This is a genomic window from Streptomyces sp. NBC_01198 (assembly GCF_036010485.1).
Classification (GTDB): Bacteria; Actinomycetota; Actinomycetes; order Streptomycetales; family Streptomycetaceae; genus Actinacidiphila.
In genome coordinates, this window is sequence record NZ_CP108568.1 from 2402169 (window position 1) to 2421068 (window position 18900).

Annotated in this window: 12 protein-coding genes; 7 read left to right on the forward strand and 5 right to left on the reverse strand. The window is 71.7% G+C overall.

All coding sequences use genetic code 11. The features are described from left to right. Nucleotides 1-34 precede the first annotated feature (34 nt). Genes OG702_RS10650 through OG702_RS10665 form a run of 4 tightly spaced genes read right to left on the reverse strand, consistent with a single transcriptional unit; the run spans nt 35 to nt 2636 of the window. Nucleotides 35-655, reverse strand: coding sequence for a hypothetical protein (locus tag OG702_RS10650; protein ID WP_327288613.1), 621 nt, complete (start codon nt 653-655; stop codon nt 35-37). Next, a complete protein-coding gene (locus OG702_RS10655) occupies nt 636-1952 on the reverse strand; it encodes a WXG100 family type VII secretion target (protein WP_327288614.1) in 1317 nt (438 codons plus the stop codon). The genes OG702_RS10650 and OG702_RS10655 overlap by 20 nt, the downstream gene beginning before the upstream one ends. Then, complete coding sequence (locus OG702_RS10660) at nt 1945-2244, reverse strand: DUF6317 family protein (RefSeq protein WP_327288615.1); 300 nt, start codon at nt 2242-2244, stop codon at nt 1945-1947. The genes OG702_RS10655 and OG702_RS10660 overlap by 8 nt, the downstream gene beginning before the upstream one ends. Further along, nucleotides 2241-2636: an SAV_915 family protein gene (locus OG702_RS10665; protein ID WP_327288616.1), complete on the reverse strand. Its 396-nt coding sequence runs from the start codon at nt 2634-2636 to the stop codon at nt 2241-2243. The genes OG702_RS10660 and OG702_RS10665 overlap by 4 nt, the downstream gene beginning before the upstream one ends. Nucleotides 2637-3072: 436 nt before the next feature. Here OG702_RS10665 and OG702_RS10670 point away from each other — a divergent pair, with 436 nt between their 5' ends. The 3 genes from OG702_RS10670 (at nt 3073) to OG702_RS10680 (ending at nt 7374) form a co-directional block, all read left to right on the forward strand. After that, the gene (locus OG702_RS10670) at nt 3073-5433 is read left to right on the forward strand and encodes a M4 family metallopeptidase (RefSeq protein WP_327293176.1); all 2361 of its coding nucleotides are present in this window, start codon (nt 3073-3075) and stop codon (nt 5431-5433) included. Nucleotides 5434-5700: 267 nt separating this feature from the next. Beyond that, a complete protein-coding gene (locus OG702_RS10675) occupies nt 5701-5904 on the forward strand; it encodes a cold-shock protein (protein WP_073502624.1) in 204 nt (67 codons plus the stop codon). Between the two features lie 105 nt (nt 5905-6009). Then, the gene (locus tag OG702_RS10680; RefSeq protein WP_327288617.1) at nt 6010-7374 is read left to right on the forward strand and encodes a DEAD/DEAH box helicase; all 1365 of its coding nucleotides are present in this window, start codon (nt 6010-6012) and stop codon (nt 7372-7374) included. Nucleotides 7375-7386: 12 nt separating this feature from the next. Here OG702_RS10680 and glgP read toward each other — a convergent pair whose 3' ends face one another. Beyond that, complete coding sequence (gene glgP, locus OG702_RS10685) at nt 7387-9996, reverse strand: alpha-glucan family phosphorylase (RefSeq protein ID WP_327288619.1); 2610 nt, start codon at nt 9994-9996, stop codon at nt 7387-7389. Between the two features lie 649 nt (nt 9997-10645). Between glgP and OG702_RS10690 the strand changes: the two genes are divergently transcribed. The 4 genes from OG702_RS10690 (at nt 10646) to glgB (ending at nt 18877) form a co-directional block, all read left to right on the forward strand. Continuing rightward, nucleotides 10646-12631: an alpha-1,4-glucan--maltose-1-phosphate maltosyltransferase gene (locus OG702_RS10690; protein ID WP_327288620.1), complete on the forward strand. Its 1986-nt coding sequence runs from the start codon at nt 10646-10648 to the stop codon at nt 12629-12631. Then, complete coding sequence (gene treS, locus OG702_RS10695; RefSeq protein WP_327288621.1) at nt 12628-14328, forward strand: maltose alpha-D-glucosyltransferase; 1701 nt, start codon at nt 12628-12630, stop codon at nt 14326-14328. Before OG702_RS10690 ends, treS begins: the two co-directional genes overlap by 4 nt. A gap of 362 nt (nt 14329-14690) precedes the next feature. Further along, nucleotides 14691-16187, forward strand: a complete 1497-nt coding sequence (locus tag OG702_RS10700; RefSeq protein ID WP_442814374.1) for a maltokinase N-terminal cap-like domain-containing protein — start codon at nt 14691-14693, stop codon at nt 16185-16187. Continuing rightward, nucleotides 16184-18877: a 1,4-alpha-glucan branching protein GlgB gene (glgB, locus tag OG702_RS10705; protein ID WP_442814375.1), complete on the forward strand. Its 2694-nt coding sequence runs from the start codon at nt 16184-16186 to the stop codon at nt 18875-18877. Before OG702_RS10700 ends, glgB begins: the two co-directional genes overlap by 4 nt. Nucleotides 18878-18900: the final 23 nt, after the last annotated feature.

The following is an 18900-nucleotide window of genomic DNA, read 5'->3' on the forward strand; positions in this document are numbered from 1 at the left end:
CCGGGCCCGACAGATCCCGCCTGGCCCGCGGCGCCTAGGACGTGTCCGTTCGCCGGATCTGGCGCCGGGCCCGGCGCCCGGCGGGGCCGCCGCGCGGCGGTCGCCGCTCGGCGCCGCGGCGGATCTGCCGTGCCGCGCCGCCTCCGGCCTCGGCGAGGCGGCGCTCGTAGTCCTGCCGCGCCCCGGTCTCGCGGGGCGTCTCGCGGACGAAGAGCGCCGCGAGGACGCTGCCGAGCAACCGCGCGGCGATCGCCGGCAGCACCGGCGCCAGCAGGATCGCCAGGCCCTGGTTGCCGTACGCCCGGGCGCCGGTGCGCGCTGCCCGGTGCCGGGATTCGGCCACCTGCGCCGGGGTGACCGGCACCCGGTTCACCGGGCGCTGCCGTACCCACCCGACGACCAGCGCCACCACCGCGGCGGCGCCCTCCAGGACGTGGATGACGATCCGCGCCCGGGGTGGGAAGAGCGACACGAAGCCCAGATACAGCGCGACCGCCACCAGCCCCACCACGGCGACGAAGAGCAGCGAGCCCAGGACGACCAGGCCGCGGCGCACCCCGTAGCCGAACCCGCGGTGCAGCCAGCTCGTGCCGAGGAAGGGCTGCGGGAACGGCTCGACGGCGGGAACGCCGGGGTCAGAGCCAGCCGGTGGCATGGTGCCAGACCGACTTTCCGGCGTTGCCGATGCCCTTGGCGGTGCCCACTGCCAGGTTCTTCATGTCCTCACCGGTGTTCTTGGTGACGTTCCAGGTGCCGTCCCCGATGCCCGCGACGACACCGTGGTCGTGGATGTCCTCGCTCCAGTGCTCGTGGAAGGCCTCGTCCGTGAAATACCCTACGCCGACGAAGACCGCGCCGGCGGTGGCCGCCGTCGCCGCGGCGCCCAGGCCGATACCGATCTCGGGGGCGGCCGCCACCGCGGCCGCGCCCGCGGCCAGGCCGACCACTCCGGCGCCGACGTCGACGGCCACCGAGTGCTTCCAGGACCAGCCCTTGTCGTGGTCCTCCTTGGCCTCCACCAGGCCGATCGCGCCGACCGCGAGGACGTCCACCACCGGGATCTCCTTGAGGAACTCCGGTGCTCCTTCGACGAATCTGAAGCCCTTGAGCGCGTCGGCGACCTTGTAGTTGAGCACCCGGTCGTAGGGCAGGAACGGGCTGCCGTTCTTGCTGGCCGCGACCTCCGCGTCCAGCGCGTCGATCTGGGTGCCGAGCCGCTGGTACTCGCCCTTGAGGCGGAAGGCCTTGGGGAGGTCGGCCTCCGCGGTGCGGAACTTGGCCTCCTCCTCCCTCATCGCCTTGAGCGCCTCCTCGTGCTTCTTCTCCGCCTCGGTGAGCTTCTTGCCCGCGTCGAGGCCGAGTTTGCGCTCGTCGTCGGCCTTGGAGGTCCACAGCGCCCGCAGGTAGTCGGCGACGACGATCTTGTCGCCCTTGTGCATGGGCTCCTTCGGGTCGAGCGAGTCGTAGAGCGCGTTGAGCTTCTTGGCGCAGGCGATCCGGGCCGCCTGCCCCTTGTGCATGATCTCCTTGTAGACGCCGGCGTATTCGTTGAGGTCGCCGATCGCCTTCTGGTCGTCCGCGGTGGGCGGCCTGGCGGTCACCATGTTGCCCGGCTCGCCCATCTTGCCGACCGGGACGCCCTTGGACGTGGCGACGTCCGCGGCGTTCTGCAGGGCGCTGTTGGCCTCGCCGAGCGCGTGCGCGAGCTCGGTGATGGCCTCGCCGGTGGCCTTGACCAGTTCGGCGAAGCCGCCGGCGGCCATCGAGTCCTCCGCCCAGCGGGACCGGAACTCCTCGGCGGCCTCGCCCTTCCAGCCCGCGTCGGAGACCAGCGTCTCGACGCCTTCGCCGAGCGGTTTGACCACGCCGTCGAGCTGCTCCTTGGCGCCGCTCAGGGTGGTCCCCATGGTGTGGAGACCGCCGATGTCCCCGCCTATCCAGCTGTCACTCATCGGGCATCAGATCCTCGAACAGGCCGTGTACGTCGATGTCATGGCGCTGGTAGGAGCCGTGGGCGTAGTCCAGGCCGTTGGCGTGCTCCTCGATCCGGCCGGCGAGCTTGGCGTGCAGGCCCGCGATGGCGTCCATGATCGAGGCGATGGAGTCGTCGAGTCCGGCGTCGCCGGACGCGGCGATCGGCGGCGCCACGTCCGCCTTGAGGGCGGCGTAGTCGGTCGCCTGGGTGTGGAAGGTGGAGGCCATACCGGCCAGGTCGCCCAGGATGACGTTGTATCCGGCGCTCATCGCTGCACCGCCTCGGTGTAGGCGCGGATGTTCTCGGGGGTCCAGTACGGCTCGGTCCCTGGCGCGACGGCCGGGTCGACCGTGACGCGGCCGAAGCCGTTGCGGCGCATGAGCTCGGTGAACGGCCCTGCGGGCATCGCGATCCAGGGCTGGCTCTCGCCGAGCGCCGTGACCAGGGCATCGAGGGTGGTGAAGGCCACCGGGACCGGGGCGCCGGTGTCCGGTTCGGTCAGGAACTCGAAGCCGACGCCCGGCGGCTGCTCGGGGTCGGCCGGATACCGGGGGTGGGCCGGTATGTAGAGCCTGGTCTGCGCGGCGAGTTCGGCCTGCCCCGTGCCCTCCGCCGCACGGGGCAGGCCGGACTCGCTGGACAGTTCTGATATCCGGGACATCGCCACCTCGGTATTCGGCCGCACCGGCGTGGGCCCCTGCCCCCGCCGAGGGTGGCCACTGTAGACAGCGGAGCCGCACACTCCGTACGAATGGCCGGGTTGGCCGGGATTGCCCCGCGTCAAATCTCGGGCAAACTTCTTGCGCCCGCAACACGGTTCTCACATGTCACCGTTATGCGGACGCGACCCTCCGGACACCGGACGAATTTCGGCCAAGTTGACACCACAGGACTGACATGAACAGGTAAAGGGTGCCACTCTGTGCCCCGTTCCACAGCAGAACCACAGCTCTACCCGGACGGATCACCAACCCCACCCGCCGGGACTGTCACCGGCCGCATACCCGCGGCCGCCGCAGAAGGAGTGACGAGTGGCACGATCCCCCCGTACGGCCCGCACGGCAGCAGCCGTCGGCGCGCTGATCGCCGGTGCGGCGATGGTCGCCGTGACGCTGCCGGCCGGTACCGCGGCGGCAGAACCCGCCGCACAGACCGGCTCGGCGCAGGCCGGGAACACCCATGCGCAGCCCAGGCCGGGCGCCCTGCCGGCCTCGCTGACCCCCGCGCAGCAGGCCGCGCTCACCGCGCGGGCCGCGTCGCAGGCGGCGACGACCGCGTCGTCGCTGCATCTGGGCGCCCAGGAGAAACTGGTCGTCAAGTCGGTGTCCCAGGACGCCGACGGCAGCACCCACACCCGCTACGAGCGCACGTTCCAGGGACTGCCGGTGCTCGGCGGCGACCTGATCGTCCACCAGAGCCCGCTGGGCGCGACCACCGGCGTGGAGAAGGCGACCAACGCGTCGATCGCGGTGGCCTCGACGAGCGCGGTCAAGACCGCCGACTCGGCGAAGTCCTTCGCCATCTCGCGGGCGAAGGCCGACGGCGCCAAGGCCCCGACCGCGGTGAACTCGCCGCGCAAGGTGGTCTGGGCCGGGTCCGGGACCCCCGTGCTCGCCTGGGAGTCGGTGATCGGCGGCCTGCAGGACGACGGCACCCCCAACCAGCTGCACGTGATCACCGACGCCACCACCGGATCGAAGCTCTACGAGTACCAGGGCATCGAGACCGGCGTCGGCAACAGTGAGTACAGCGGCCAGGTGAGCATCACCACGACGCTGTCGGGCAGCACCTACCAGCTGACCGACAACACCCGTGGCGGCCACAAGACGTACAACCTGAACCACGCCACGTCAGGAACGGGCACCCTGTTCACCGACGCGGACGACACCTGGGGCGACGGCAGCGGCACCACCGCGCAGACCGCGGGTGTGGACGCGGCCTACGGCGCCCAGGAGACCTGGGACTTCTACAAGAACACCTTCGGCCGCAACGGCATCGCCGACGACGGCCGGGCGGCGTACTCCAGGACCCACTACGGCAACAGCTACGTCAACGCCTTCTGGGACGACTCCTGCTTCTGCATGACCTACGGCGACGGCAGCGGCAACGCGCACCCGCTGACGGCACTGGACGTCGCGGGCCACGAGATGAGCCACGGTGTCACCGCCAACACCGCGGGCCTGAACTACACCGGTGAGTCCGGCGGCCTGAACGAGGCGACGTCCGACATCTTCGGCACCGGTGTGGAGTTCTACTCCAACACCTCCGCCGACCCGGGCGACTACCTCATCGGCGAGAAGATCAACATCAACGGTGACGGCTCCCCGCTGCGGTACATGGACAAGCCCAGCAAGGACGGCGGCTCGAAGGACTACTGGTCCTCCAGCCTCGGCGGCCTGGACGTCCACTACTCCTCCGGTCCGGCCAACCACCTGTTCTACCTGCTCTCCGAGGGCAGCGGCGCCAAGGTCGTCGGCGGGGTCAGCTACAACAGCCCGACGTACGACAACCTGCCGGTGCCGGGCATCGGCCGGGACAACGCGCTCAAGCTCTGGTACAAGGCACTGACCGAGCGCTTCACCTCGACCACCAACTACGCGGCGGCCCGTACCCAGTCGCTGCAGGCGGCGGCCGACCTGTGGGGCGCCAACAGCGCCACGTACAACACGGTGGCCAACACCTTCGCGGCGATCGGCGTCGGCAGCCGGGTGACCACCCCGACCGGCGTGACGGTGACCAACCCGGGCAACCAGTCCACCAAGGTGAGCACCGCGGTCAGCCTGCAGATCCACGCGTCCAGCAGCAACAGCGGCGCCCTGACCTACACCGCGACCGGTCTGCCGCCGGGTCTGTCGATCAGCTCCTCGACCGGCCTGATCTCCGGCACCACCTCCGCCACCACCGGCACCTACAGCGTCACCGTCACCGCGAAGGACTCCACCAACGCCACCGGCACCGCGTCCTTCACCTGGTCCGTCACCAGCAGCGGCGGAGGCGGCGGCTGCACCGCCGGCCAACTCCTGGCCAACCCCGGCTTCGAAAGCGGCGCCACCAGCTGGACCTCCTCCAGCGGAGTCATCGACAGCAGCACCGACGCCCCCGCCCACGCCGGCTCCTACAAGGCCTGGCTCGACGGCTACGGCACCACCCACACCGACACCCTCTCCCAGCCCGTCACCATCCCCGCCGGCTGCACCAGCGCCACCCTCACCTTCTACCTCTACGTCGACTCCAGCGAGACCACCACCACCACCGCCTACGACAAGCTCACCGTCGCAGCCGGCACCACCACCGTGGCCTCCTACTCCAACATCAACAAGGGCACCGGCTACGTCCAGCGCACCGTCAGCCTCACCCCCTACATCGGCCAGACCGTCACCCTGAAGTTCACCGGGACCGAGGACTCCTCCCTGGCCACCTCGTTCCTCATCGACGACACCGCCGTCAACGTCAGCTGACACACACGGCACCGCCGATCCGCCCGAACGGCGGAACGCACCCGGGCCGGCCCGCCGTGGCCGGTCCGGGTGGTGGCCCATGGGGGTCTGGTAGAGTGGACGTTGTTGCAGTTGTGGGACCCAGAACTTTGCGTGCGCCTGGATGATTGCGATCTCCGGGCGCACTTTTGTTTTTGCCGGAATTCTCCGGTGTGGGGTGATCATCTACAGCGACCCGGATCCGTACAGTGCGGATCTGGAAACTGCCCCACCAGTAGGAGATGGATTATGGCTACCGGAACCGTGAAGTGGTTCAACTCGGAAAAGGGCTTCGGCTTCATCGAGCAGGACGGCGGCGGCTCCGATGTCTTCGCCCACTACTCGAACATCCAGTCGCAGGGTTACCGCGAGCTGCTTGAGGGCCAGAAGGTCGAGTTCGAGGTCACCCAGGGCCAGAAGGGCCCGCAGGCGGAGAACATCCGGGCGCTCTGACCGGCGTCACCGGGCCGCTGCGTCCGGTCTTGGGAGGCCCGCACCGCGTGGTGCGGGCCTCTCGCATGCAGCCGCCGCACCGGCGGCCCGAGGAAGGAAACGCCCGTGTCACCTGTGTCGCCCGTCACGCTCTTCTCCCAGCTGCCGCTGGACCCGGCGCTCGTCGCCGCTCTCGAAGCCCACGGGGTGACCGAGCCGTTCCCGATCCAGGCCGCCACCCTGCCCGACTCGCTGGCCGGCCGGGACGTGCTCGGCCGCGGCAGGACCGGCTCGGGCAAGACGCTGGCGTTCGGGCTGCCGCTGCTGGCCAGGACGAAGGCCGCGGGGCGGCGGGCCGAGGCCAGGCAGCCGCTGGCGCTGGTGCTGGTGCCCACCCGTGAGCTGGCCGGGCAGGTCACCGAGGCGCTCGACCCGTACGCGAAGGTGCTCGGCCTGCGGATCACCTCGGTCGTCGGCGGCGCGTCGATCAACCGGCAGACCGCCGCGCTCAAGGCCGGCGCCGAGGTGCTTGTCGCGACCCCGGGGCGGCTCGCGGACCTCATCGACCGGCGGGCCTGCTCGCTGGACAAGGTCGCGGTGACCGTCCTGGACGAGGCCGACCAGATGGCCGACATGGGCTTCCTGCCGCAGGTCACCAGGCTGATGGAGCAGGTGCGGGCCGACGGGCAGCGGATGATGTTCTCGGCCACGCTGGACCGCAATGTCGACAAGCTGGTCAAGCGCTTCCTGCACGCCCCGGTGACGCACTCGGTGGACCCCTCCGCGGCGACCGTCACCACGATGGAGCACCACGTGCTGCACGTCGACGAGGCCACCAAGCGGGCGGTCACCGCGGAGATCGCCGCCCGCAAGGGCGGGGTGATCATGTTCGTCGGCACCAAGCGCGGCGCCGACCGGCTCACCAAGCACCTGCTGGGCCAGGGCGTACGGGCGGTGGCCCTGCACGGCGGCAAGTCCCAGCCGCAGCGCAACCGGGCGCTCGACCAGTTCCGCACCGGCACCGCCGACGCGCTGATCGCCACGAACGTCGCCGCCCGCGGTATCCACATCGAGGGCCTGGACCTGGTGGTCAACGTCGACCCGCCCACCGAGGCCAAGGACTACCTGCACCGCGGCGGGCGGACCGCCAGGGCGGGCGAGTCCGGGACGGTGGTGACCCTCGTGCTGCCCGAGCAGCGGCGGGAGAACGCCAAGCTGATGGCGCAGGCCGGGATCCGTCCGGCCAGCGCCCGGGTGCGGCCCGGCGACCCCGACCTGGTCAGGATCACCGGCGCCCGCAAGCCGTCCGGCACGCCGGTCGCGCTGCCGGTGGCGCCCGAGCAGGCCGCACCGGCGAAGCCGAAGGCCTCGGCCGGTACGCCCCAGCGCCGCCGCACCGGCAACCCCGCGGGGCGCCGCACCGGTCCCGGCGCGGCCGCGGGCCGCGGCGGCGCGGCGGGCCGCCGCGCCCGCGGCTCCCGCGCCGCCTGACCCCGGCGGGACCTACCGCAGGATGCCCGCCGTCATGCCGGCCGTCTCGGCCGGCACCGCGACCAGGCCCAGCTCGGCCGGCCCGGCGAGCAGCGGGTGGGCCGGCAGCACCCGGACGGTGTAGCCGAAGGAGCCGGTGCGGTCCAGGGTCAGTGGACCCTCGTAGGCGTGCTTGCCCGCGATGTCGGACCGCCCGGTCGGCTTGAGGGACAGCACGGTGGGCTCGGCCATCCGGTCGGCGGCGTCCACCCGCCCGGAGAGCAGCTGGACGTCGACGTCGGCGGGGTCGAGCCCGCCCAGGCTGATCTGGGTGCGCAGGGTGAGGGTGGACCCCAGTTCCGGCGTGCCTTCGATCGAGTCGGTCTCCACGTGGTCGACCGACACCTGCTGCCACTCGCGGCGCACCCGCCCCTTCCACTCGGCCAGCTCGGCCGCCGCTGAGCCCTGTATGGCGCGGTGCGAGCGGGCGGCGGGGGCGTAGAGCCGGGTGACGTAGTCGCGGACCATGCGGCCGGCCAGCACCTTGGGGCCGAGGGTGGCCAGGGTGTGCCTGACCATCTCGATCCAGCGCTGCGGCAGGCCGCGCGAGCCGTGGTCGTAGAAGCGCGGGGCGACCTGGTTCTCCAGCAGGTCGTAGAGCGCGGCCGCCTCCAGCTCGTCGCGCCGGTCCTCGTCGGTGATGCCGTCGGCGGTGGGGATCGCCCAGCCGTTGTCACCGTCGAACCACTCGTCCCACCAGCCGTCGAGCACCGACAGGTTGAGGCAGCCGTTGAGCGCGGCCTTCATCCCGGAGGTGCCGCAGGCCTCCAGCGGGCGCAGCGGGTTGTTGAGCCAGACGTCGCAGCCGGGGTAGAGCAGCCGGGCCATCCGCATGTCGTAGTCGGGCAGGAAGACGATGCGGTGCCGCACCCGGGGGTCGTCGGTGAACCGGACCAGCTCCTGGACCAGGCGCTTGCCGCTGTCGTCCGCGGGGTGCGCCTTGCCGGCGACGACGATCTGGATCGGCCGCTCGGGGTGCAGCAGCAGCTCCATCAGCCGGTCCTGGTCGCGCAGCATCAGGGTGAGGCGCTTGTAGGAGGGGACGCGGCGGGCGAAGCCGATGGTCAGGACGTCCGGGTCGAGGACGTGGTCGGTCCAGCCCAGTTCCGCGTCGCCGGCGCCGCGCTGCCGCCAGGAGGCGCGGACCCGGCGGCGTACGTCGTCCACGAGCTGTTCGCGCAGCTCGCGGCGCAGCTCCCAGACGGCCGTGTCGGGGATGGCGCCGATCGCCTCCCAGCGGTCCGTGCCGCCGATCATCAGCGCGTCCTCGGCGCGCTGCACGCCGATCTGCTTGGCGGCGAGCCGCAGCACCTCGGGGGCCACCCAGGTGGGGGCGTGCACCCCGTTGGTGATGGAGGTGATCGGCACGTCCTCGGGGTCGAAGCCCGGCCACAGGCCGGCGAACATCCCCCGGCTGACGGCCCCGTGCAGGGTGGACACCCCGTTGGCGCGCTGGGCCAGCCGCAGGCCCATCACCGCCATGTTGAACAGATTGGGGTCGCCGCCCCGGTGGGTCTCCATGCCCAGTCCGAGGATGCGTCCGGTGTCGACGCCGGACAGCTCGCCCCCGTCGCCGAGGTGGCGGGCGACCAGCTCGCGGTCGAACCGGTCGATGCCGGCCGGGACGGGAGTGTGGGTGGTGAAGACGGTGCCCGCGCGGACCGCTTCGAGCGCCGCGTCGAAGTCCAGGCCTTCCAGGGACAGCTCGCGGATCCGCTCCAGGCCGAGGAAGCCGGCGTGGCCCTCGTTGGTGTGGAAGACCTCGGGCTCGGGGTGGCCGGTGATCCGGCAGTAGGCGCGGACCGCACGGACCCCGCCGATGCCGAGCAGCATCTCCTGGAGCAGCCGGTGCTCGCTGCCGCCGCCGTAGAGGCGGTCGGTGACGTCGCGCTCCGCGGCCTGGTTGCCCTCGACGTCGGAGTCGAGCAGCAGCAGCGGCACCCGGCCGACCTGGGCCTTCCAGATCCTGGCGTGCAGCGCGCGGCCGCCGGGCAGCACCAGGCTTATCCGGGCCGGGGTGCCGTCGGCCTCGCGCAGCGGGCTGACGGGCAGCGAGTTGGGATCGAGCACCGGGTACTGCTCCTGCTGCCAGCCCTCACGGGAGAGGGTCTGGCGGAAGTAGCCGTGCCGGTAGAGCAGGCCGACGCCGATCAGCGGTACGCCGAGGTCGCTGGCGGCCTTGAGGTGGTCCCCCGCGAGGATCCCCAGGCCGCCGGAATACTGCGGCAGCGCGGAGGTGATCCCGAACTCGGGGGAGAAGTAGGCGATGGCGGCGGGCAGGTCGCTCTGTTCCTGATACCAGCGGGGGCTGCCGGTGTAGTCGGCGAGGTCCTCCGCGGCGGCGGTCAGCCGGCGCAGGAAGCGCCGGTCGTCGGCGAGCGCGGCGAGCCGGTCCTTGCCGACCGTGCCGAGCAGCCGTACGGGGTCGCCCTGGGCTGCCCGCCAGCCCTCGGGATCGACGCTCTGGAAAAGCTCCCTGGTCTCCTGGTGCCATGACCAGCGGAGATTCTGGGCCAGACCCCCCAGCGGGCGCAGAGGTTCCGGCAGGACGGTGCGCACGGTGAAACGACGGATAGCCTTCACCCTTCGACCGTAGCCCGGCGGGCGGGGGGCTCGCGGGTGGAGTCCCCGATCCGGTGGTTCAAACGCTCGAACGGCGGCTCACGGGAGTGAGCGTCACCGGTGCGCGAGCGCGGGCGCGTTCAGCCGGGTGTACGAGAGGGGGCGGGGAAATGTCCAGCGGGTTTCGGGCGCGCCGGGCCGCCGGTCAGAGGGGCGGACAGCCGTGCACACGCGGCCGGTGGATGCGATGCTGATGGCTTGGATCACACGGCCCGCAGGGAGCACAACTGCGGCTCCGCGGCCGCCTGGGGCGCACGACGGGGCGCAATGAGCGGCGCGCACAGGGGTGTCAAAGCGGACCTGCCGGGACGCCCCGGGCGCTCTCCCGCTCCTGGTTCCACCGGGGTTGCGGGGGCAGAGAACAGAGCACCGGGGGCGCGCTCCCGAAACGCCGTCAGGTGGTGCGTGTCGCGCGTAGACCGTGGGCAGGCTCCCCGGTGCACCGCGCCCGAACGGCTCGTCCGGCCCCGGCGGGGGCACCCGTACGGCCCCGCCACCGCCACCCGGGTGATCGCGGAGGTCCGCGGCCACGCAGGCAGGCCGACAACGCCAAGAACAGTTAAAAAGAGCGGAAGTCGTCGTCCCGTACCCAGCGCTGTCAGGTGAGGAAATGATCGGTCGCATTCCCGTTCTCGATGTCCGGCCGCTGGTGGACGGCGGCCGCCGGCCGGCCAAGGCGGTGGTGGGCGAGACCTTCGAGGTGACCGCCACCGTGTTCCGGGAGGGGCATGACGCGGTCGCCGCCAACGTGGTGCTGCGCGATCCCGCCGGCCGGTCGGGGCCCTGGACCCCGATGCGCGAGCTGGAGCCGGGCACCGACCGGTGGGGCGCCAGGGTCACCCCCACCGCGGAGGGCCGCTGGTCGTACACGGTGGAGGCCTGGTCCGACCCGGTCGCGACCTGGCGGCACACCGCGGGGATCAAGATCCCGGCCGGCATCGACACCGACCTGGTGCTGACCGAGGGCGCGTTGCTGTACGAGCGTGCCGCCGCCGGGGTGCCCAAGGCCGACGGGCGGGCCGTGGTGCTGGCCGCGGCCGACGCACTGCGGGACACCGCCCGGCCGATCGCCTCCCGGCACGCGGCGGCGCTGACCCCCGACGTGGTGGCGGTGCTCGACCGCTTCCCGCTGCGCGAACTGGTCAGCGCGTCCCGGCCGCTGCCGCTGCACGTGGAGCGGCAGCGGGCGCTGTTCGGGTCCTGGTACGAGTTCTTCCCGCGCTCGGAGGGCGCGGTGGTCCAGCAGGGCGCCCCGCCGCAGCACGGCACGTTCCGCACCGCCGCGCAGCGGCTGCCCGCGGTGGCCGCGATGGGCTTCGACGTGGTGTACCTGCCGCCGATCCACCCGATCGGCGCAGCCTTCCGCAAGGGCCCCGACAACACCCTGACGGCGGGTCCCGACGACGTCGGCTCGCCGTGGGCCATCGGCTCACCCGAGGGCGGGCACGACGCGATCCACCCGGACCTGGGCACCATGGAGGACTTCGACCACTTCGTGGCCACCGCCAAGGAGCTGCGGCTGGAGGTCGCGCTGGACTTCGCGCTGCAGTGCTCCCCCGACCACCCCTGGGTCGCCAAGCACCCGGAGTGGTTCGCGCACCGGGCGGACGGCACGATCGCGTACGCGGAGAACCCGCCGAAGAAGTACCAGGACATCTACCCGGTCGCCTTCGACGAGGACTTCCCCGGCATCGTCCGCGAGACGCTGCGGGTGCTGCGGCACTGGATGGCGCACGGGGTGCGGATCTTCCGGGTCGACAACCCGCACACCAAGCCGGTGGTCTTCTGGGAGAAGGTGATCGCCGACATCAACCGCACGCACCCGGATGTGATCTTCCTGGCCGAGGCCTTCACCCGGCCGGCCATGATGAGCGCCCTCGGGCAGATCGGCTTCCAGCAGTCCTACACCTACTTCACCTGGCGCACAGAAAAGGCCGAGCTCGCCGACTACATGCGGGAGCTGAGCGGGGAGAAGGCGGCCTGGATGCGGCCGAACTTCTTCGTCAACACCCCCGACATCCTGCACGCCTATCTGCAGAACGGCGGCCGCCCCGCCTTCGAGGTCAGGGCGGTGCTCGCGGCGACCCTGTCCCCCAGCTGGGGGGTCTACGCGGGCTTCGAGCTGTGCGAGGCGGATCCCGCCAAGCCCGGGAGTGAGGAGTATCTGCACTCGGAGAAGTACGAACTGCGGCCGCGCGACTGGGCGGCCGCGGAGGCCGAGGGGCGCTCGCTGGCCCCGCTGATCACCACGCTCAACCGGTTGCGCCGCCGTCATCCGGCGCTCCAGCAGCTGCGGGACATCACATTCCATCCGGTGGACAACGACGCGCTGCTCGCCTTTTCCAAGCGCCGCGGCGACGACGTCGTACTGGTGGTCGTCAACCTGGACCCGTTCCACACCCAGGAGGCGACCGTGTCGTTGAACATGCCGGAACTCGGCCTCTCCTGGCACGAGTCCTTCCCGGTGCGCGACGCGCTCACCGGCGAGACCTACCACTGGGGCAGAGACAACTATGTGCGCCTTGAACCGGGCCGCGCGCCCGCGCACGTCCTGTCGCTGCGACCGTCTCCATCGATCGGAGGGTCACTCAGTTGATCGTCAACGAACCCGTACCTGACACCTTCGAGGACACCCCGGCCAAGGACCGTGATCCCGACTGGTTCAAACGGGCGGTGTTCTACGAAGTCCTCGTCCGCTCCTTCCAGGACAGCAACGGCGACGGTGTCGGCGACCTGAAGGGCATCACCGCCAAACTCGACTATCTGCAATGGCTGGGCGTCGACTGCCTGTGGCTGCCGCCGTTCTTCGCCTCCCCGCTGCGCGACGGCGGCTACGACGTGTCCGACTACACCGCGGTGCTCCCGGAATTCGGCGACCTGGCCGACTTCGTGGAGTTCGTGGACGCCGCCCACCAACGCGGCATGCGCGTGATCATCGACTTCGTCATGAACCACACGAGCGACCAGCACGAGTGGTTCCAGCAGTCCCGCAGCGACCCCGAAGGCCCCTACGGCGACTACTACACCTGGGCCGACGACGACAAGCAGTTCCCCGACGCCCGGGTCATCTTCGTCGACACCGAGGCGTCGAACTGGACCTTCGACCCGGTGCGCAAGCAGTACTACTGGCACCGCTTCTTCTCCCACCAGCCGGATCTCAACTACGAGAACCCGCAGGTGCAGGAGGAGATCCTGGCGGCGCTGCGGTTCTGGCTCGACCTCGGCATCGACGGCTTCCGGCTCGACGCGGTGCCCTACCTGTACCAGCAGGAGGGCACCAACTGCGAGAACCTGCCGCGCACGCACGACTTCCTGAAGAAGGTGCGCGCCGAGATCGACGCGCAGTATCCGGACACCGTGCTGCTCGCCGAGGCCAACCAGTGGCCGGAGGACGTCGTCGACTACTTCGGCGACTTCCACAAGGGCGGTGACGAATGCCACATGGCCTTCCACTTCCCGGTCATGCCGCGCATCTTCATGGCGGTACGGCGTGAGTCCCGCTACCCGGTCTCGGAAATCCTGGCCAAGACCCCGGCCATCCCCGACACCTGCCAGTGGGGCATCTTCCTGCGGAACCACGACGAGCTGACCCTCGAAATGGTCACCGACGAAGAACGCGACTACATGTACTCGGAGTACGCCAAGGATCCGCGCATGCGGGCCAACATCGGCATCCGCCGCAGACTGGCACCGCTGCTCGACAACGACCGCAACCAGATCGAGCTGTTCACCGCTCTGCTGCTGTCCCTGCCCGGCTCGCCCATTCTCTACTACGGCGACGAGATCGGCATGGGCGACAACATCTGGCTGGGCGACCGCGACGGCGTGCGCACCCCGATGCAGTGGACGCCCGACCGCAACGCCGGTTTCTCCTCAAGCGACCCCGGACGGCTCTACCTGCCGACCATCATGGACCCGGTCTACGGCTACCAGGTCACCAACGTCGAGGCGCAGATGAGCTCACCCAGCTCGCTGCTGCACTGGACCCGGCGGATGATCGAGATCCGCAAGCAGAACCGCGCGTTCGGCCTGGGCTCCTACACCGAGCTGCCGTCCAGCAACCCGGCCGTGCTCGCCTTCCTGCGGGAGGACGGCGACGACCTCGTGCTGTGCGTGAACAACTTCTCCCGGTTCGCCCAGCCCACCGAGCTGGACCTGCGCCAGTTCGCGGGCCGGCACCCGGTGGAACTGATCGGCGGGGTCCGCTTCCCGGCGATCGGCCAACTGCCGTACCTGCTCACCCTCGCTGGACACGGCTTCTACTGGTTCCGGCTGCGCCGCAACCCGTCATGACGGCGGGGGGCCGGCCGGTCCGGCCCCCCGCACCCGAAGGACCCCGGGGGAGCGCGCCCGAGTAGCGGGCCTGACGCACCTTTGGCAGTATCCAGAGGTATCCAGACGCATCCTGGCGTAACCGGGATTTACCCGGACGTACCTCGTTCGCAGCATGCCAGGCTCCGCCGGGCCGACCGCACGACCGGTGCGCGAAGTGGCAACCGGAACGTTACGCGGGCGGGCCGTACGGCGGTTTCCTGTCACCCGCCCGGGGCAGGCTCCCCGTGTCGCCGGACAGCCCGAACCCGTCATCCGGGAGGCTGGCGCCCCTGCCGTTCGACGAAGCGGCCGGGTGCGCGACTCCCCGGGGAAAGGACGTCATGTCGGACAGCTCCTGGACCCGTGTTCCCCCCGTGCCCTCCGTCCCTCCTGTGTCCCCTACTCCCACCACCCACTCCACTCACAGCCCCGTTACGCCGTCCGGGTCGCCGCTTGGCGGGCACGACACCGCGCCCGGACTGCTGCGCTCCCTCGAACCACTGCTGCGCGGCTGGTTGCCGCGGCAGCGCTGGTTCGCCGGCAAGGGGCTGCCGATCGGCGGCTTCCGGCTGGCCGCGGCGACCGAGTTGATGCCTCCCGGCGGCCGGCTCGGACCCCTCGGCCTGCTGCACGTGCTGATCGACGTCGAGCAGCCGGGGCGTCCCGCCGACTGCTACCAACTGCTGCTCGGCGCGCATCCGCTGCTGCCGTCCGCCCTGGTGCCGACCGCGCTGGGCCCGGCCGTCGGCGGCCCCTACGACGGGCTGACCCTCTACGACGCCCCGCACGACCCCCGGCTGGCCTCGCTGCTGCTCGAACGCCTGCGGCTGCCCGGCCGCACCGGGCGGCTGCGCTTCACCACCGAGCCGCACGCGGTCTTCCCGCCCGGGCTCGCCCCGCGGGTGTCCACCGCCGAGCAGTCCAACACCTCGGTGGTCTACGGCGACACCTATATCCTCAAGCTCTTCCGCCGCGTCTCGCCCGGCACCAACCCCGACCTCGAACTCTCGCTGGCCCTGGCCAGGGCGGGGTCGCGGCGGGTCGCCGAGCCGGTCGCGTGGTTCGAGTCGCTGGAACCCGGCCCGGGGCCCGCCGCCGAGGAGCCCACCACACTCGGCGTGCTGCAGCGCTTCCTGCCCGGCTCGTCCGACGGCTGGGCGCTCGCGCTGGCCTCGGTCGCCGAGGACGGCGACTTCCGCGCCGAGGCGGCGGCGCTCGGCCGCGCCACCGCCGAGGTGCACGCCTCGCTCGCCGCCGCACTGCCGGTACGCGCGCTGGGCGGCGCGGCGCTGGAAAGTATCGCCGCCGGCATGGCGCGCAGGCTGGACGAGACCGCCGCCGAGGTACCCGCGGTGCGCCCGTACGCCGACGCGCTGCGCTCCGCCTTCGACGACCTCGCCAAGCTCGGCGCCGTCACGCTGCCCGGCCACGCGGTCACCGCCCAGCGCATCCACGGCGACCTGCACCTCGGCCAGGCGCTGCGCCGGCCCGGCGGGGAGTGGGTGCTGATCGACTTCGAGGGCGAGCCGGCCCGCCCGCTGGCGGAACGCCGCAAGCCGGCACCGCCGGTGCAGGACGTGGCCGGCATGCTCCGCTCCTTCGACTACGCCGCCCACCACAGCGGCAACGGCCCCTGGGCGGCCAGGCACCGGGACGCCTACTGCACCGGATACGCCGACGTCTCGGGCACCGACCCGCGTGAACAGCCCGTGCTGATACGGGCCTTCGAAACGGACAAGGCCGTCTACGAAGCACGCTACGAGGCCCGCCACCGGCCCGCCTGGCTCCCGATCCCGCTGTCCGCCCTGGCCAGGCTGTCCACGACCACCCCGCGATGAACCCGCCCCCGACCCCGCAGGCATCGAACCCGCAGCCCGAGGAGACCCCGCCCGTGAGCCCCGAACCGACCCCCGCCAGCGGCGACCTCCCCGAGGCCGCGGCTCGCGGCTACGACGCCACCACGCCCCACCCTGCCGCCTCGGGCACCGCCCCCAGGCCGCCGATCCCCGCCGCGGCCCAGGGCCCGACGTCGCCGGCCCCGGAGACCGCCACCCGCACCAGCGGCGAATCTGCCCAAGAGGGCACGTCCCAGGGCCGCGAGGCCTCCGCCCCCGGGAGCGCACCCCGTACCAGCGGCGCACCCGCCGCAGAGGACACGTCCCAGGGGCGCGGGGAACTGCGCGCCCAGCCCACCACCCGCCGGTGGTCCGGGGACGACCGCGACAGCCCCGCCCGGCCGGTGGCGACCCGCGCCACCGCGGGAGCCGAGCGCGCAGTTCCCCGCGCCCCTGAAAGTCCCCGGGAGCGCGAGGACACCCCCGCCACCGGGGGCACCCGGGAGCGCGAGGGTGCCCTCGATGCGGAGGACCGCCGGAGGCTGTTGGCCGGGGAGCACCACGACCCGCACGCGCTGCTCGGGGCGCACCCCGAGCGGAAGGGCGTGCGCGTACGGGCGCTGCGCCCGTACGCCCGCGCCGTCTCGCTCGTCGTCGGCGACGACCGCGTCGCCATGACCGACGAGGGCGACGGCCTGTTCTCCGCCCTGCTCCCGCAGGGCCCCGTGCCGGAGTACCGGCTGGCGGTGACGTACGAGAGCGGCGAGGTCGTCGTGGACGACCCGTACCGCTTCCTGCCGTCGCTCGGCGAGCTGGACCTCCACCTCATCGGCGAGGGCCGCCACGAGCAGCTCTGGAAGGCCCTCGGCTCCGAGCCGATGACGCACGCCGGTGTCACCGGCACCCGCTTCGCGGTGTGGGCGCCCAACGCCCGCGGCGTCCGGCTCGCCGCCGACTTCACCTTCTGGGACGGCACTTCGCTGCCGATGCGCTCGCTCGGATCCACCGGCGTGTGGGAGCTGTTCGTGCCGGGCGTCGGGCCGGGAACGGCGTACAAGTACGACATCGCGCACCCGGACGGCTCGCACGGCATGAAGGCCGACCCGATGGCACGCGCCTCGGAGGTGCCGCCGGCCACCGCGTCGATCGTGACGGAGTCGGCGTACGCGTGGCGGGACACGGACTGGATGGCGCGCCGCGCGGACGTCCCGGTGCACCGCGCCCCCTTCTCGGTCTACGAGGTGCATCTGCCGTCCTGGCGGCCCGGCCTGACCTACCGCGAGCTGGCGGAGCAGCTGCCCGCCTACGTGGCGGACCTCGGCTTCACGCACGTGGAGTTGATGCCGGTCGCCGGCCACCCCTTCAGCGGTTCGTGGGGCTACCAGGTCACCTCCTACTACGCACCGATGCCGGGCCTCGGCTCGCCCGACGACTTCCGGCACCTGGTGGACGCGCTGCACCGCGCCGGCATCGGCGTGATCATGGACTGGGTGCCCGCGCACTTCCCGAAGGACGACTGGGCGCTGGCCCGGTTCGACGGTGAGCCGCTGTACGAGCCGGCCGACCCGCGCCGGGCCGAGCACCCGGACTGGGGCACGCTGGAGTTCGACTTCGGCCGGACCGAGGTGCGCAACTTCCTGGTCGCCAACGCCGTCTACTGGTGCGAGGACTTCCACATCGACGGCCTGCGGGTGGACGCGGTCGCCTCGATGCTCTACCTGGACTACTCCCGCGAGGGCGGCGACTGGCTGCCCAACGTCCACGGCGGCCGGGAGAATCTGGACGCGGTGGCCTTCCTCCAGGAGATGAACGCCACCGTCTACCGCCGCTGCCCCGGCGTGATCACGATCGCCGAGGAGTCCACCGCGTGGGACGGCGTGACCCGCGCCACCCACCATGTGGGCCACACCGGCTTCGGCGGCCTCGGCTTCGGCCTGAAGTGGAACATGGGCTGGATGCACGACTCGCTCGGCTACATCGGCCACGAGCCGGTGCACCGCAAGTACCACCACAACGAGATGACGTTCTCGATGGTGTACGCGTACAGCGAGAACTACGTGCTGCCGATCTCGCACGACGAGGTCGTGCACGGCAAGGGCTCGCTGGTCGGCAAGGTGCCGGGCGACTGGTGGCAGCGGCGGGCGACCGTCCGCGCCTACCTGGGCTTCATGTGGTCCCACCCGGGCAAGCAACTGCTTTTCATGGGCCAGGAGTTCGCCCAGGGCTCGGAGTGGTCGCACGAGACCGGCCCGGACTGGTGGCTGGTGGACCCGGAGTACTCAGCGGCCGGCGACCACCGCGGGGTGCGCGACCTGGTGCGCGAGCTGAACACCGTCTACACGGCCACGCCCGCGCTGTGGCAGCGCGACACCGACCCCGGCGGCTTCGAGTGGATCGAGGGGGGCGCGGCGGAGGACAACGTCTTCGCCTTCCTGCGCTTCGACGCGGCCGGCGAACCGGTGCTGTGCGTCAGCAACTTCTCCCCCGTCGTCAGGGACGGCTACCGCCTCGGCTCCCCCGCCGCGGTGTGGACGCCGGTGCTCAACACCGACGAGCTGCGCTTCGGCGGCAGCGGGGTGGCCCTTCCCGACCAGATCAAGACCGAGGCGTCGCCCTGGCACGGCCGCCCGCACAGCCTCACCCTGACGCTGCCGCCGCTGTCCACGGTGTGGCTGCGTCCCGACCACGGCTGACCGGCCCCCGGGGCGGGCCACCC